The organism is Ferruginibacter sp. SUN106 (genome assembly GCF_050611765.1).
Taxonomy (GTDB): Bacteria; Bacteroidota; Bacteroidia; order Chitinophagales; family Chitinophagaceae; genus Ferruginibacter.
The window spans coordinates 956,034-974,385 of sequence record NZ_JBODJC010000002.1; the positions used below are offsets into that span (position 1 = coordinate 956,034).

The 18,352-nt window shown below is 38.9% G+C and carries 6 protein-coding genes; all 6 read right to left on the reverse strand.

All coding sequences use genetic code 11. The annotated features are described in order from the left end of the window. Window positions 1–55 precede the first annotated feature (55 nt). Window positions 56–694, reverse strand: a complete 639-nt coding sequence (locus ACQ334_RS10025) for a response regulator (protein ID WP_430988065.1) — start codon at window positions 692–694, stop codon at window positions 56–58. A 17-nt stretch (window positions 695–711) separates the two neighbouring features. After that, window positions 712–7,617, reverse strand: a complete 6,906-nt coding sequence (locus ACQ334_RS10030) for a PAS domain S-box protein (RefSeq protein WP_430988066.1) — start codon at window positions 7,615–7,617, stop codon at window positions 712–714. Window positions 7,618–7,626: 9 nt separating this feature from the next. Continuing rightward, on the reverse strand, window positions 7,627–8,070 hold the full coding sequence (locus tag ACQ334_RS10035; protein ID WP_430988067.1) for a response regulator: 444 nt from the start codon (window positions 8,068–8,070) through the stop codon (window positions 7,627–7,629). 33 nt (window positions 8,071–8,103) lie between these two features. Then, a complete protein-coding gene (locus tag ACQ334_RS10040; protein WP_430988068.1) occupies window positions 8,104–13,287 on the reverse strand; it encodes a PAS domain S-box protein in 5,184 nt (1,727 codons plus the stop codon). Window positions 13,288–13,430: 143 nt separating this feature from the next. After that, entirely contained in the window at window positions 13,431–17,207 is a 3,777-nt protein-coding gene (locus tag ACQ334_RS10045; RefSeq protein ID WP_430988069.1) for a PAS domain S-box protein, read from the reverse strand. Continuing rightward, complete coding sequence (locus ACQ334_RS10050) at window positions 17,194–18,336, reverse strand: FIST signal transduction protein (protein ID WP_430988070.1); 1,143 nt, start codon at window positions 18,334–18,336, stop codon at window positions 17,194–17,196. The genes ACQ334_RS10045 and ACQ334_RS10050 overlap by 14 nt, the downstream gene beginning before the upstream one ends. Between the last annotated feature and the right edge of the window lie 16 nt (window positions 18,337–18,352).

Genomic DNA, 18,352 nt, shown 5'->3' on the forward strand with positions numbered 1-18,352 from the left:
TTGACATATGTAGTAGTTATACTATAAAAGAGGAAACAAAAAACTACAGTTGTGTTTACTGTTCTATATCAGAAATTATATGGTGGGATAATGCATACCGTGTAAGATCCGAATTGGTGGATAAATTAAGTTTTTCCATGATCCTGCTGCGGTAGGTGCTTATGGTAGTGAGCGCAAGAGAAAGTGAGTCGGCTATTTGTGTAACTGTTCTTCCCAATGCCAGTAATTTAAATATTTCAAATTCCCGGTTGGTGAGTAGTTCGTGTGGTTTTTTTATATCATCGCCACTGGTTAATAGTTTTTCTGCTATTTCGGCGGTGATGTATTTTTTTCCTAAAGAGATGCGTTGTACCGCTGTGATCAGTTCATCAGGGGCAGAGTTTTTATTAAGGTACCCTGCAGCGCCGGCTTTTAAAACCCTTACGGCGTAAAGGTCTTCGGCATATATACTTAATATCAGCACGGGTAAATGTGGCTTTATCAGCTTTATCTGTTCCAAGGCTTCCAGTCCGCTGCGCCCAGGCATATCAAGGTCGGATATTACAAGGTCCCAATCGTGTAACATTACCTGTTTAATAAGGGCTTCGCCATCACTTACCTGCGTAATTTCTACCGCAGGATATTCGTCTTTAAGCAATTGTATAAGCCCAAGCCTTATAAAACTATGGTCGTCAGCTAAAATTATCCGTTTCATAATACAAGTATGTTAGTTTAGAATATTATTTTATTTTCAAAAGGTAATTGAATTTCCATGCTGGTACCTTTACCCGGCGCCGAATTCATTTCAAACATACCTCCTTGTGCCAGCACCCTTTCTTTCATGCCTAAAATGCCAAAAGATTTTTTACTTCTTGTGGCGGTAGTTTCAAACCCTTTGCCATTATCTTTAATAGTAACAATGATAGCATTTTTTGCAATACTTAAAGATGTAATTACTTTAGTAGCTGCCGAATGCCTGGTGATATTGGTAAAAGCTTCCTGGTAAACCCTAAAGATACAGGTGGCCAAAGGTTCGGGTAATTTTATTTCTCTTTCAGTGGTTACAAATTCTACCGGTATTCCGGTGTTGGCAGTAAACTGCCGGTTCTGCCATTCCAGCGCTTCCACCAAACCATAATCATCCAGTATACCCGGCCTTAATTCACTTAATATTCTTCTTATAGATTGATTACTGCCATCCAATAATGTGATGATGTTCTTCAGTTTATTTTTTATCAGTTCTGTTTCAGGTGGCGTTTTTTTATCTATCCATGAAACATCCATTTTTATAGCAGTAAGTTGCTGGCCCAGTTCGTCGTGAATTTCTCTTCCGATCCTTTTCCGTTCTTCCTCCCTGATGTTAAGTAAGTGAGCAGTTAGTTCACGCAGTTTTTCTGTCGTCTTTTCAATTTCCTGCTCCGCTCTTTCTCTTTCCGAAAAATCGATACCCACTCCCATGAGGCAGGTCTCTCCTTCATAATCAATAGCTATACCTGTAAAATAATAAGGTATTTTTTCTTTGTTTTTAAGCAGAAAGTTTGCCTGCACTTCATCCTCGCCATTGGCAAATACGTTATCAATCTTTTCAGCCATCAGCAGCTTTTCATCGCCTTCATAAAAGTCCAGCGGATGCATTTCCTTAATTTCTGCTGCGGAATATAAAGTCACTTTTTCGAAGTTTGTATTCCAGCGTAAAAATTTACCGCTGCGGTTATACAGATAAAAAACACCGGGCAAACTGTTGATGATAGAATCAGAAAGATTTTTTTCTTTCAGTATTTCATTCTGCGCTTTTATTCTTTCAGAAATATCTCTTACAAAAGATAGCAGCTTACCATCGTTCAATAACTTGGCTGTAATCTCCAGGTGATTTAACCCTCCGTCTTTCCTTTTCATTATTCTCTCCGACCGTATTGTTTTTCCTTGCTCCAAAGCCTCAAACTGTATGGGATTTTTTTCAATATCTTCTTTTATAAAGAAATCAAAAATGGTCATTTGCAATAATTCTTCCTCGGTGTATTGCGATAATTTACAGGCACTAGGATTTACTGTTATAAAGCGGCCATCTTTATCTGATATAAAAATGGCATCGGATGCCTGCTCTACCAACGAACGGTATTTTTCTTCGCTGAATTTTATTGCCGCTGCTGCTTTTATGCGTTCACTGATATCTCTTATAAAGGCAATAAAGCGTTTATCGGATAAAAATTTAGCACTAATCTCTATATCCAGTACGGTACCATCCTTACATATCATTTTCCTTTCGCTCCTGGCACCTTGCGGATGCATCATTTCTTCAAAGTGAAAGGGGTTGCTTTTCAAACTTTCGGGGTGTACCAGGTCGTAGATAGTAAGTGCATTCAATTCCTCTGCACTATAGCCCGATAATTTACAGGCGCTGGTGTTTACAATGATAAATTTTCCGGTATTGTCTGCTATAAAAATACCGTCCGATGCCTGCTCTACCAATGTGCGGTATTTTTCTTCACTTTCTTTAATAGCTATTTCAGCCTTTTTGCGCTGGGTAATATCTCTTATAAAAGCACAGAAGAATTCTTCGCCGCCTTGTTTAATAGGCAACACTGTTAATTCAACCGGAAACTCTTCATTCTTTCGGTTTACAGCATTAAGTTCCAGTAATACATTTAATGCCGGCGCTTCCCCGGTTTTTAAATATTTCTTTATGCCACCCTCATGCATTTTTCTAAATGCTTCCGGAATAATGATATCAGAAAGCCGGCTTCCCATTACCTCCGCCTCCTTCCAGCCAAATACCTTTTCAGCCTGTGGATTCCAGAATGTAATCATACCTTCAGTATCGATACAAATAATGGCATCTAATGCTGAATTCATTATAAGCCTCCTCTTTTCTTCGCTCGCCATAATTTCCTCTTCCCGGTTCTTTCTATCGGTAACGTCTACATGAAATCCATCCCAAACGGTTCTTCCGTCTCCAAGTTTACGTGGTACAGAAACAATATTTAACCACCGGATATCTCCTTCGTGCGTTCTAAACCGAACCTCTTCCTGGAATATGGACATGTTAAGAAACGATTGTTGCTCTGCTGCGATTAATTTAGAAACATCTTCATCAACAATTGGCTTATACAAAAGCGATGGATTAGCAGTTACTTCTTTAGGCGTTTTACCAATAAGCCCTATTACCCCATCACTGATATAGGTAAAATGCATCGATCCATCTAATTCCCTTATCACCTGGTATATCATTACACCAGGAAGATTATTACTCAGGGTTTCTAATTGTACTTTTTGTGCCAGTAATTTTTCTTCGGCAATTATCCTTTCTGTTACATCCTGTGCAAAGCCATACACAAAAGGAGGGTTTACTCCGTTGTCACGCAGGCTATTCCTGAATTCCCAGATTCTTTTTTCCCCGGTGCTGGTTTTTACGTACATGAGGCCCTGTGCAAAACCATTTTTTTTAATGTTGTCAATATAAATACCAAATACATCTTTTGATTGCGGCTGCAGGATGTCCTGAATATGCATATTCAGCATTTCATTTACTTCGTAGCCCAGTTGTTTTTTTGCAGTAAGGTTTACCGACAGCACTTTTCCTTCAAGATCGTGTGTACAAAGAATATCAGTAATATTTTCTACAATATCGCGGTGTTTTTGTTCACTTTGCTGCAATGCCATCTGATCATTCACTCTTTCGGTAATATCACGGAAGTTATCTACGATGCCCCGTATATCTGCATCGTCAAGCAGATTAGTGATGGTGTCTTCAAACCAGCGCCAGGTACCATCTTTATGTTTTAACCTTGATAAATGGCCGGCAACAGGTAATCCCGGGTTAGCCATTACAATCTGCATGGTTTGTTGTACTTCCTCAATATTATCAGGATGAACTAATGAGAACATATCCAGTTGATAGATTTCTTCTTCCGTATAACCAAGCACTCTTTCTACTGATGATGATACATATATCGCTTTGCCTTCAGGATTTAAAATAGCAAAAGCATCGTTACCATTTTCTACCAGTTTTCTAAACCGCTTTTCATTTGCTGCCAGTTGTGCTTCGGTTTTTTTACGTTCAGTAATATCCATCATACTACCAATTAGGCGGATAGCCTTTCCTTCTTTATCCCGTTGAATAAGTGTACGTCCATATATATCCATCCAACCGGCATTGGCTGTAAGAAAGCGATACTCATCTGTATAGCTTTCCTGTGTTGTGGCTTTAGCTTCTTCAAATGCTTTACTTGTCCGCTCTCTGTCATCGGGATGTATCCGCTTCTTCCATTCTTCATGATCAGGAACAGGATCGGTAACAGTTAGCCCGTACAATTGCTGGTGTACTTCATTACCCCAAAGCTTACCCGTTTCCAGGTTCCAGTCCCACAAACCATCATGCGTGGCTTTAGCAATCAGTTCAAAACGTTCATTAGATCTTTTAATTTCTTCTTCAGCTTTTTTTAATTCTGTAATTTCTACCATGGAACCTATAAAGCGAACAGCCTTTCCTGTGGCATCCCTGATTATGGAAGCCCTGTCGTAAAAAATACCATAGCTGCCATCCGCTTTTTGAAAACGAAATTCATCCGTCCAGCCTGAAGCATTTCCGGCATAAGCTTCTTCAAGCCGCTTAATTACACGGTCCTTATCATCGGGATGTAATTTAGATCTCCAGATAGCCCGGTTGTCTGTATTAGGTTCGGTATTAAGACCAAAATCAAAAAGATCAACAAATGCTTTATTATGTTTACTATAACCAGTTAGTAAGTCCACTTCAAATACAGCATCTTTAGTAGCCTCGGCAATAATTTCAAAACGCTGATTCACTTTTTTAATTTCTTCCTCTGCTTTTTTGCGTTCACTCATATCAATACCAATGCCCAATACAGCAGGCTTACCACCATATTCTATACTAACTCCCGTAAAATAAAAAGGAATTCTTTCTCCACTTTTAGTTAACAATCTTATTTCCACTTCGGCTGTACCTTCCTGGTAAGATTTTAAAAGCCCATCCTGCAGTGTTTTGTGATCTTCGGGATCAAATAAAGTGATAGGCCGCATTGCATCAATCTCGGTTGCTGTAAAGCCGGATATTTTTTCCAGGGCTTTGTTCCACCGCAATAATTTGGGTGTGGTATCAGAAAGATAAAAGATACCCGGCAGGCTATTGATAATTTTATCAGAAAGTTCTTTCTCTGTAAAAATCTGCTTTTCCGCCATTTTTCGTTCAGTGATATCCGTTATAGTGCCAACATATCCTACAATCTGGTTATCAGCATTTTTTTCAGGTATTGCCTGGCCTATTACCCAGGCTATTGTTCCATCGGGGCGAACAAAACGGTATTCAGATAAAGAAGGCTCCACTGCTGTTGTAGCATTCTGCCAACCTTTTATCAGTGGTTCTTTATCATCTTCATGTACTGCATTCAGCCAGCCATTACCTAAAGCCTCCCGGCCGGATAAACCGGAAATTACAGACCATTTGGGGTTTACATAAGTGGTAATGCCTGCTGCGTCGGTATGAAAAATACCTACCGGCGATATCTCGGTGAGCGTTTGATAACGTTTTTCACTTTCAATGATGGCTTCTTCTGCTTTTTTACGTTCTGTAATATCAATCATAATACCCCTGAGTATTACCGGCGCATCATTATCCATAATAACAGATACGATATCCCTTAGCCATACAATTCGTCCGTCGGAAGCCACCATCCGGTATTCAAATTCGTGCGGCTTTTTAGCCAGTGTATTACTTTTGCAAAATTCAATTGCCCAGTTTCTGTCATCCTCGTGAATATGGTTACCCCAAAATGTGGGATTATTGATCCATTGTTCAGTTGGATAACCCAATAATCTTTCTGCCTGCTTACTTACAAAACTAAACTGGAAAGTTATAGCATCGGCTTCCCATACAATACCATCTACAGTATTTACAAGTGAAGTGTATTTTTCTTCTGAAAGCTTCACCGCTATTTCTGCACTTTTACGTAAAGCCTCTTTTTCAAAATTTTCCAGTGCAAAAGCTACATCGCCTGTGGCTTCTTCCAACAAGGCAATTTCCGCATCATCAAAAAAGTTTTTTTCTGAAGCGTATACAGAAAAAGCTCCTATTATTTTTCCGAATTTTTTTATGGGTAAAGACATGGAAGACTGGTAGTCTCTTTTTAAAGCAGCATCCTTCCATGGATACATGCTGCTATCATTCTCAATATCATTACAGATCATGTACCTTCCCTCACGTAGAGCAGTACCCGTAGGACCTCTTCCTTCAGGCACATCGGCAATTGAAATGGTTTTAATTTTAGACAGATAGTTTTTCTCTTCCCCGGCATGCTTTACAGGAATTACTGTTTTAGTTTGCTCATCTATCAGTCCAATCCATGCCATCTTAAACTCTCCCAGTTCAACAGCAATCCGGCACACTTCTTCAAAAAGCGTGTTTTCATCAGTAGTACGTACAATCATCTGGTTGATCTGACTGATAAAAAAATACAAACGATTGGCTTTGACGATCTTTTTTTCTGCTTCCCTTCGTTCGGTAATATCTCTTAAATTACTTACCACACCATTAAGCGCCGGGTCATTTGTCATATCAGTCATCATTCCTTCCAGCCAGATATAATGCCCTTCTTTATGTCTTGCCCTCATAGTAATGGCAACGGGTTTTCCCGGATTATCCGAAGCCCATTGCCCTGAAGCCTGCAACAGTGCTATATCATCGGGATGTATAAGCTTACTTGTATCTAACGCATCAAATTCATCCTTGGTCCACCCTGTAAGCCTTGCTGCGGATGAACTTCTGAAAATTGCTTTTCTATTTTTATCCACCAATGAAATAATGCTATCATTATTTTCCACCAACATACGAAAACGTTTTTCGCTTTGTTCCAGTTTTTTGTCTGCTTCTATTCTTTCTGTAAGATCTCTTACAATGCCAAAATAGTTGCCATTCGGCATCTTCTTGGCACTGATTTCGCCTATTAAAACAGTACCATCTTTTTTTCGTAAACTCCGACGTTGGATAATGGGTGTTTCTGTGTTCACTTCACTTAAACGGGAAGGAACGGCGTCTCCATCCATTACCACCAGGTCTTTGATGCTGAGTTTTAAAAATTCCTCTTTTGAATAGCCTAATGCTTTACAGCCACTTTCGTTAACGTCGATATACCGACCACTTGGGTCTGCAATAAAAATACCATCAGAAGCCTGCTGAATTAAACTGCGGTATTGTTCTTCACTATGCAATAATCTTTCTGCTGCTTCATTTTTTTCTTTTTCAGTTTGCTTTTGCTTTAATGCAGCCTCAATAGCTGCCGGTAACCTGGCTAACCTGTCTTTTAATAAATAATCGTCGGCGCCGGCTTTAATAATGCCCGCTGCAAACTCTTCTGACACGGTGCCGGTAACTAATATAAACGGAATATGCAGTTTGTATTGCTGTAATATCTGTAACGCTTCTGTTGCATTAAATTGCGGCATATCATTATCAGAAAGAATAAGGTCGGGTTTAAATTCATCCAATGCCTGCCTGTAGGCTGATGCCGTCATCATCACTTTAACCTGGCAATTAAAATTATTTTTCTTCAGCAGGCGCTGCAGAATCTCTGCATCGGCATCGTTATCTTCCAGTATAAGTATTTTTAAAACATCATTTACCATAACAAAAATTTAAACAGGTGGCTGGTTCAGCAATAACCAGTAAAAGCCAAGATTTTTTATTGCTTCGGCGAAGCCCTCAAAATTTACAGGTTTTACAATGTAGCTGTTGGCCCCCAGCTCATAACATTTTTTTATATCCGGATCTTCTTTTGAGGAAGTTAATATTACTACCGGGGTTGACCTGGTACGCTCATCCTTTTTTATTTGTTGCAACACTTCTATGCCATTTACCTTGGGCATTTGTATATCCAGCAATACCAGTTTGGGTGCATTCTCCAAACTACGGCTCCCGGAATACCTGCCTGTTGCAAAAACAAATTCCAATGCCTCCTCTCCATCCTTTACATGAAAAAGATTATTGGCCAGGTTATGCTTTTTTAATTCTCTTATGGCAAGTTCCGCATCATTGATATTATCTTCCACTAATAAAAGATCTATGCTATTCAAATTCATGCTATATAGAATTTATATGCTTAAAATATTATTTTAATTTCCAGGCAGGCTGAAATAAAAACTTGCCCCTTTGTTCAATTCAGATTCGGCCCACACATTGCCACCATGTTTAGAAACAATTTTTTCTACAATGGCCAACCCTATACCTGTACCTTCAAATTCTTCAGCACTATGCAGCCTTTGAAATACCTTAAACAGTTTATTCTTATACTTTTCATCAAAGCCCACGCCATTATCTTCTACAAAAAAAACAAGTTGCCCTTCATGCTTAAAAGAACCAATATGAATCCTGGGAGTATGATTGGTAGCCGAATATTTAACGGCATTTGAGATCAGGTTAATCCATACCTGGCGCAGCATATTATGATCTGCTTTTACTTCAGGCAACTGGTGAACAGACCAGTTTATATGGCTGCCGCCATTGCTGCTCATACCTTTAATTATTTCATCAACCATTTCTACACTGTTTACGGGTGCCTTTGCAATTTCATGCCGGCCCATCCGGGAAAATGTAAGCAGGTCATCGATAAGGGTTCCCATCTTTGAGGTATTACTTCTTATTATCCCGGTAATTCTCCTGGCTTCATCATCAAGTTTACTACTGTAATCTTCTTCCAGTATGGCCGAATACCCGATTATAGCCCTTAGGGGTGCCCGAAGATCATGAGATACAGAATAAGAAAATGCCTCCAGTTCCTCATTTGATTTTTTTAATTCCGCTGTTCTTTTATTAACTCTTTCTTCCAGTTCGGCATTAAGGTTTTTAATCCTGATTTCCGTCTCCTTCCTTTCAGTGATATCCCTGTAGTTGGCTACAAATGCCTTTACTGCCGGATTATCCACCAGGTTAGTTACCACACCTTCTAGCCAGATATAATTTCCGTTTTTGTGTAAAAAACGATATTGAAAAGAAAGCGGCGTATTCTTCACCACTTTAAGTTTAGTATATAAATCAATAATATCCTGGTGGTTTTCCGGGTGTATGTAATCCAGTACTTTTTTGCCTTTTCTTTCTTCGGGTTCATATCCCAGGATACGTTTAACTGAAGGGCTTTGATAAATGATATTGGTTTCGGAATCATTTAATACTATAGCATCAGATATATTTTCTATTAATGACCTGAAGCGGACTTCGCTGCTCGCAATTTTTTCTTCTGTTTCTATACGTTTTGTTACATCCCTGAAGTTGAACAGTATTGCATTCACATATTTATTATCCAGCAAATTTGTAACTGCCCCTTCCAGCCAGATATAGTGGCCATCTTTATGCAGGTTTCTATACAGTGCGTAGATAGGTTTGCCGGGTTGGGCAATGCAATCTTTAATTACCCTATCTGCCTGTTCATGATCATCCGGGTGGATAGTAAACCTATTGTCATTGTCAGACTGATTCATTTCCTCATCACTCCAGCCTGTAATGCGGGCAGCAGAGGGGCTACGATAAAAAACCTTAAATTTCTCATCCATTAAGGTTATGATATCGTGATTATCTTCAATTAAAGTACGAAAACGCTTTTCATTAAATTGCAGTTGTTCTTCTGCTCTTTTACGTTCCGAAATATCTATCGAAAGAATGAATATACCTTCCGGTACAGGTAAAAAACTCAACTCAAACCAGGCACTGCTGCCATCAGGAAATACAAATTCATTTTCAAGGTGTATGGCAACTCTCTCATTAAAACATTTCAGGTAAACCTGGTATATTTCAGTCTTTTCAATACCTGGATATTTTTCCATTACTGTGTGCCCCAGTAAGTCTTCTTTTGAATATTTTCCATGCTTTGCCATGGCATCATTAACATAGATATACTTCCAGTCGAAACCAATTATCTGAACACCTTCCATCATATTATCCATAGAATTGCGGAATTGTTCTTCACTGGCTTTTAGTTTTTCCTCCGCCTCAATTCTTTCTGTTACATCACGAAAATTAAAAAGAATAGCATTTACATTTTTATCCTGCAGCAAATTGGTTACCACACCTTCCAGCCATCTGAAGTTGCCGTTTTTATGCCTGTTGCGGAAAATTACATTGTATGGTGTTCCGGGGTTAGCCATCATTTCCCTGATAACAGCTTTCGCATAATCCATATCATCCGGATGAATATTCTGGATACCGCTCATTGTTTTCACATCTTCATCCGTCCACCCATTTACAACAGTTGCCGAAGGACTGCGGTAAGTAACATTAAACGATTCATCCAGTAACATGATCACATCTTTATTATTTTCAACCAGGGCCCGAAATCGTTTTTCACTGGATTCAAGTTTTTCTTCTGCTTTAATTTTTTCTGTTACATCGTGGTAGTTGGCAACAATTGCGTTTACACCTTTTATATGCAACAAATTGGTAAAAGTACCTTCAGACCAGAAATGATGCCCATCAGCATGCAAATATTTAACCCTGTATGGCACCGGAACACCCGGTTTGCTCAGCGTTTCAGCAAATTTATTTTTAAAATTTTCCAGGTTATCAGGATGTGCGTAACTGATAGTATTTGTTTTTGGATTATTACCAATTACTTTTAAAGCAGATGGCGACCTGTAGATCACATTTGATTTTTCATCCAGCAAAGAAATCCCTTCCACGCTGTTTTCGATCAATGAGCGAAAACGCAATTCGCTGTTGGCGAGTCTTTCTTCTGTTTCTATCCGTTCGGTTACATCACGGGAATTAAACACAATTGCTTTTACATGTTCCTGGTGCAGCAGGTTCATCAGTGTTCCTTCCAACCGCAAATAATGGCCGTTTTTATGCCTGCTGCGAAATGAGGTATTAACCGGCTTTTCCGGATGCGCCATTATCTCCCTGATAACGCCCTGAAAATATTCTACATCATCAGGATGGATATTTTTGGTGCCAATATTATTGATCATTTCCTCATTGCTCCAACCAGTAATGCGAAATGTAGAAGGGCTGCGGTAGATCACATTAAAAGAAGCATCCATTAATGTAATAATATCATAATTGTTTTCAATCAATGCACGGAAACGTTTTTCGCTGGAGATAAGTTTTTCTTCTACCTTCTTCTTTTCAGTAACATCGTTGCTTAGTATAAATCTTGCCGGCCGGCCTTCAAACATTATTTTATGTGCAATGATCTCTACCTGTATAATAGTGCCGTTTTTTTTTCGGTGGTTCCATATGCCCCTGTTATAATTGGAAGGGTCAATTTCGTAAGCATGGTCTGCCTGTATAAAATTTTCCCTTTCGTTTTCCGGCCGTATATCGGTGGCTTTCATAGATAAAAATTCTTCCCGGGTATACCCATAATGAAGTGTTGCCATTTCATTTACATCCAGAAACTCAAAAGTTTGCAGGTCTATTACCCACATAGGCAGTGGATTATTTTCAAAAAGATAGCGGTATCTTTTTTCGTTGTTGTAGATCTGCAGCGATCTTTCTTTCACTTTTTCTTCCAGCTCATCATTAGATTGCTTCAGCTGCTCTTCTAATTGCTTTCTTACATTGATATCTTTTACAATAAAATAAAAAGAAACAATTTCACCTTTTTCGTTCCTGGTAACATTGCCGGAAATAGCACCGAAAAATGAATAGCCGCTTTTATGAAAAAAATCACGTTCCGATCTCCAGGTACCTTTTTGTAAGATCTGTTGTTCAATGGCTGCTATTCTTTCCCGGGTAATTTTTGTAATCCCAAGTGTTTCGGCCGTTTTACCAATGGCCTCTGCTTTGGTGAACCCAAACAATTTTTCGGCGCCACGGTTCCAGCTTATAATGCGCTGGTCTAAGCCTCTCGAAAAAATAGCTTCAGATGATTCTTCCACCATGCTGGCCAGGTGGTTTACCTGCTCACGTAATTCTTTTTGTGCGGTTATATCAAAACTTACAGCAACATAACCGGTAAGGTTTCCATTAGCGTCTTTAATATTTGTAGTGGAAGCATGAACATGAATTACAGAACCTGCTTTAGTTGTTCTCTTTAATTCACCCGTCCAGTAATCATTTTTTGTAATTTCTTTTAGGGCTGTTGTTATTTCCTCTTCGGTGATAGCTGTTTGTAAAAGTTCTATCGGGTCCTTGCCAAGTGCTTCTTCTTTTGTAAAGCCATACAGGTTTTCGGCTCCCTTATTCCAGCTTTTTATTTTACGATTGGCATCCAGGATGTATATCGCATCGTTCGACTGTTTAATTTGCAGGTTCAAAAATTCCAACTCCTCCCGTTCTTTTCTTTTTTCAGTAATATCCCTGGTAATTTTTGAATAACCATACAATTTTCCGGCTTCATCTTTCAGTGCAGTAAAAATAACATCGGCCCAAAATTTTGATCCGTCTTTACGCAAGCGCCAGCCTTCGCTTTCGTAATGGCCATGTTGCCTTGTTATGTCAAGATTTTGTTGCGGTACTCCTTTTGCGATATCTTCTTTTGTATAAAAAATCTCGAAAGACTTACCAATGATCTCTGCTTCCTTATACCCTTTAATATCTTCGGCGCCACTACTCCAGCCTACTACCAATCCACTGGTGTCCAGCATAGAAATAGCATAATCCCTGATATTGCTGGTAAGCAAGTGAAAATACTGCTCGTTTTTTTTTAGCGTTTCTTCTGCTTTTTTTTGCGCTGCAATGTGCAAGCTGTCTTTTCTTAAAAAAACAATCATTAAAAAAAGACTGCTGATAATGATGGTAAAAACGATCTTGTCTAAAAAAATGGTGGCTTTTTCGTTGTCCTGTTTTTGTTGCTGCAGTGCCGCAGTTTCTGCCTGCTGCATAGCACTTAAAAAACGCCGGATATTATCCATATACATTTTCCCATTGCCTGTAGTAACAAGCTCTATAGCTGCATCCAAACCTTGTTGTTGCCGCAAAGCAACTGTACTATCCGAAAAAAGTATTCTTTTATTGGTATAAAATAATACGCTATCAATACGTTGTTGCTGGGCCGCATCGCTTTGGGTGAGCACTTTTAATGTTTGTATTTGCGGGTAGATGTTTTTTTTAGCCGCTTCCAAAGGCTCTAAGAATGTTGCCTGCCCGGTAAGCACAAAACCTCTTGAACTGGTTTCGTTATCGGTAATGGAGGTTAATACTTTTGCAGTTTGAAACAATACTTCCTGGGTATGGGAAACCTTTGCAACGGTACTTTTAGCCAGTGAAGTTTGCCGTAACAGCAATGCTACAATTGCAATAAAGATAAGTACCACCAGGGCTATGACTGACGTTAATAGTTTAGTAGTCGTTAGCCGGAAGCGCATAACAAGCTATTAGGTTAAAAGAATAAGGTTTGGCTGTAAATAATAAAACCGTTTTGGGAAGTTTTATTATTTATATGTAAGTTAAGTTAAAATAATTGTTTCTAAATCCATGTAGTACAAATACTACAAACCTATAATTATTTTCAAACCAATTCCTTATGTAGCTCTTCCACCACTTTTTTAAGGGTATTATCCATTTGTTGTATCAGCTGTATCAGTTTGGGGGAGTTCTGATTTTCCTGGGCCAGCGTTTCTATTTCCCTTACTTCGGTTTTTAAAGCAGCAATGCCCATATTATCAATAGAGGGTTTAATGCGGTGGGCCACTCTTTTTATAGCGTTGAAGTTTTTTTCTAAATAGGCGGCCTGGATCTCTTCCACCGACACGGGAATTTGTTCAATAAAAAGGTTGATCATTTTATCAACAAATATTTTATTGCCACGGGCAATTTCATTTAGTTTAGACAGGTCATATAAAACATCGTCTTCCTTAATAATCTCAGGCATATTTTTCTCGTTTTGTAAAGATTTGCCCAGCCATTTAGAAATAATATTCAGCAACTGGCTTTCTTCAAACGGTTTGGATAAATAATCATTCATACCTGCGGCGATACATTTCTGGTTATCGCCATTAATAGCAAAAGCTGTAAGCGCAATAATGGGTAAAGTGGTACTGATAGTTTCCCTGATCATTTTAGTGGCTTCAATGCCATCCATTACAGGCATCTGTACATCCATCAATACTATATCAAAAGCTGTTTCTTTAATTTTTTCTATAGCTTCAGCGCCATTAAATGCTTCTGTTATTTCGGCACCAAAATTTTGTAATATTGTTGCTGCCACCAGCTGGTTCATCTCGTTATCGTCGGTAACCAATATCTTTTTACCTTGTAATAAACTGGTATCAGTAGCCACTATTTCTTTAAAGGGCAGATCGGTAATATTGCCTTTTTCAAAATCGATAATAATAGAAATAGATGTGCCTTCTCCTTTTTTGCTTACCACATTAATTTTACCATGCATCAGGTCAATAAGTTCTTTACTGATACTCATTCCTAATCCTGTGCCGCCATATTTACGGATAATAGAACTGTCTTCCTGGGAAAATTTATCAAATAAATTTTTAGCAAATGATTCATCCATGCCAATACCAGTATCGGTTACCGTTAGTTTAACTGTTTGTTTCCGGGCAGTATCTTCCAATACCATGCAGGCAATATCAATAGTTCCTTTATGGGTAAACTTAATAGCGTTACTTACCAGGTTAAGCAAAACCTGGTTGAGGCGATAAGGATCTCCCATTAAAACCGGCGACAATTTATAATCGCAAAAAGAATTAATAAAATTCAACCCTTTCTCCTCGGCACGATGTACCATTACCTGCATCACCCTGTTCATTACTGTTTTAGGTTCAAAGCCAATTTTCTCCAGCGTTAATTTACCGGCATCTATTTTACTAAGGTCCAGTATATCGTTAATGATGATGAGTAAATTATCAGCAGCCGAATGAATTGTGTTCAAATAAAAATGCTGGTCCTTGTTCAGCTTGGTTTTACCCAGTTGATTGGTCATACCCAATATAGCATTCATCGGTGTTCTTATTTCATGGCTCATATTAGCCAAAAATGTTTGCTTGGCATTTACTGATGATTCTGCCTGTTCCCTGGCCTCTACTAATTCCAGTTCCAGCATTTTTTGCTGAGTAATATCCAAATGAATTCCGATCGACCCCACTAAATCGCCATTGTCATTATACCTGGGTGCACCACTTATCAGCCACCATTTAGCTTCGCCTTTTTTATTTTTAAGCGATATTTCATACGCATCGGAAAGCCCTTTCTTGCGCATTTCATTTTTCATTTCAATAAACTCTTCGTTTTCGCCCTTTACAAATAATGAAGAGGCTCTTTTACCCAATAATTCTTTTAGGGTATAACCACTCATGTCGCAAAAGCTCTGGTTGGCAAACTGAATTTTTTCGTGGTTATCAACTTCCAGCAACCCAAGGTTCATGTTGGCAATAATACTGCGGTATTTTTCTTCCCGTATTTTAATGGCTTGTTCCGAAAGTTTTCTTTCTGTTATATCAATATGCGTACCTATAATTGTAAGCGGTTTTCCATTGGTATCTTTTTCAGTAAGCACACCTCTGTCGTACACCCACCTCACTTTACCATCCTTATGAATTATCCTGTACTCGTTGGTGTGATGATCAATTAATCCCTGTTTGTACCTGGTATCATTGTCGGTCAGAATTTTTTTATCTATCGGGTGTATCCTGTCCCACCATAAAGTAGCTACATCGCTGTATTCTTCTGTAGTAAATCCAAGCAGCTGATAAATATCACTGGAGAAAAAAGTTTTACCGGTTAAAAAATTATGCTCCCAGTAATTGTCCCCCACATTGGTTAATGCCAGCTTCAGCCTTTCGTCGTATTGCTTTAGTTTCCGTTCTACTTCTTTCTCTTCCGAAATATTTTCGATGATAGCAAAATACTGTTCCACTTTGCCTTCGTTATTAGTAAGTGCCTGGCCCGTTACCCTTCCCCAAAAAGTGCTTTTATCTTTACGGTAATGAATAAGCTCCACATTAAAAGAACGACCCTCAAAAAAAGCACTCACCATACTCAGCAATGCATCACTCTGGCTTAATGGCCCTTCGCATAACTCTAATGGCGTTTGTCCTATAATTTCTTCCTGCGTAAAACCTGTAATTTTTGAGAATCCTTCATTACTCCATGAAATTTTTCCCTGGGCATCTGTAAATACAACGCCATTTTCATTGGCACTGGCTACTACCGAAATGCGTTTGTATTCTTCTTCTGCTTTTTTTCTTGCCGTAATATCTGTGTGTGTACCAATAATTCTCTTGGGTTGCCCGGATGCAGTGTGATTAATGATCATACCACGATCGAGTATCCAGAGATAATCACCGTTTTTATGTTTTATCCGGTATTCCCGCTGATGAGAAGTGATCTTATTTTCGTAATACTCTTTATCTGTTTGTTCTATAATAGTAATATCCCTGGGATGCACCCTGCTTAACCATTCGTTTGGATCATTTTTAAATTCTTCATCAGTATAGCCCAGCATTTTTTTGTATTGTTTGGAAAAGAAAACGTCTTCCGTTTCAAAATCATATTCCCAAACACCATCGCCTGCACCTTCTAACGCAAACTGCCATAGTTCCTGGCTCGACTTAAGATCGGCCTCTGCTTTTTTTCTTTCAGAAATGTCCCTGTAACTCCAGAAATGTCCTTTATATTTTTCTTCTACAAAAATGGGAATATAATCTCTTTCAAAAACTCTTCCGTCGGCAAGTTCCATTATTTCGGCAGTTACCAATTTTTGCTCTTGTAATAAAGTATTTATACCGGCTACAAATTTTTCAGGGTCTTTAAACAGCAGTTTACTTTGTTCGGCGCTGCTACTGCAATCGGCACCCTGCAATGCCAGCGGTGGTGCGGTAATGCCGAACATATCACAAAATTGCTGGTTGGTAAATACAATATGCCGTGTTTCATCTTCTAATAAAACAGCGCTTTGCATATTGGTGATGAGAGATGTAAAAACCTGTTCTGCGCTTTTTCTTCTGTTAACCTGCTGGTTAAGATAACGTGCAATCATCAACAGGTCATCGGTATTGTTGCTTTTTTCATCACCGGTAATGGTACCGATGGTTTCCTTTAATTTTTCAATGGATTGTTTTTTTACTGCAGCTTCGTGCTGTAGTTTTTTATTGATCTCAATGTATTCTTCTTCACTGATACGAAAAGCCCTGTCGGCCAAAGCCGCATCTCTTTCACATGCAACATAGGAATCATCAACTGCATGCAGAAATTTTTCCAGGTCCGGATGTTGTTGCAACGATTCCGGAAGAAATTTTTTGATCTGCTTTTTTAATAATCTATGGAAGTTCATAAAAAGAAGTAATGGTCATAGTTTGGTTGTGCAGGCGGCAATCTCCACCGTCGTTAAAAGGAGATATTTCTCCGTAAGAATAAAAACCGGCAACGGGTGTTTGTTCACCTAATGAATCAATTACTGCTTCCACTTCTTCATCAATCCGGCCACCTAAGATTAATTTGCGGCCAACACAACTTACCAGCAACGAAAAACCTGGTTTAAATTTTTTACCCAACAAAGTTTGTTGTGCAGCTTTGGCAGCGGCAGAAGTTAATTTATCAAAATTAGCTTTCATAAAACGCACTTTCGATCCTTCAGGAATATCGCCTGCAAAAGTCATGCTTTGCTGTTCGTTATCTATAGAGAGAATAGTTCTCACAACAGGCTGCGGGCTACCAGGTATAGTTACAGATAAAGGAAATAATAAAGCTGAGCCTGGTAACTGATCAGCATCGGGGCCAAGGTAACGGGTGTAAAGTTCCAATGCATTTTTGCCATCAATTTCAAAAAGTTTATTACCCGCTGATTTACTCACTTCTCTCTCGGGGCCAAATGTATCCCAACCTCCCTGTGAACCATGTGTTACCGCTATCTTCTCCCCGTAAAAACCAATAGCCACAATATTACCTTGTGCAGGTTGTTCGTTTAGCCCTACCAGTGTGGATACAAAGTTGGACCCATCGCCTGCAAGGCCACCGGTAATTAAAATTTTATTTTCCGCCGCATCGTTCAATCCCTTTACCAGTTCGCTGCCATTTACTAATCCACCATCAGAAAATACCAGCATGTTAACTAAACCTTGCTGCGGTATTTTTTTTACCAGTGCTTCTGCAGCGGTATAACTGTTTTCAAAGCCAGTAATATTCACTACTGCCGTTTTAATAGCTGTATCGTCAAATGTAAGGGCTACAGCCACAAGTGAATTATCCTGCACCACATCATGAAAAATTTCTCCGGCAGTACTGCATAATATAATTTGTGCTGCAGGAAATTTATTTTTTACAGTGGTATAAATATCCGGTGTTGTTAGTTTTTCTTTGGCGGCAAAACATAATACAAGCCCCGCTTCTGTAGCTTCGCTTATATCGTTTGCTATTTGTGTTTCCCAATTATTACCTGCTAACTGAAATAATGTAGTTTTCATTGAAATTAAATATGTA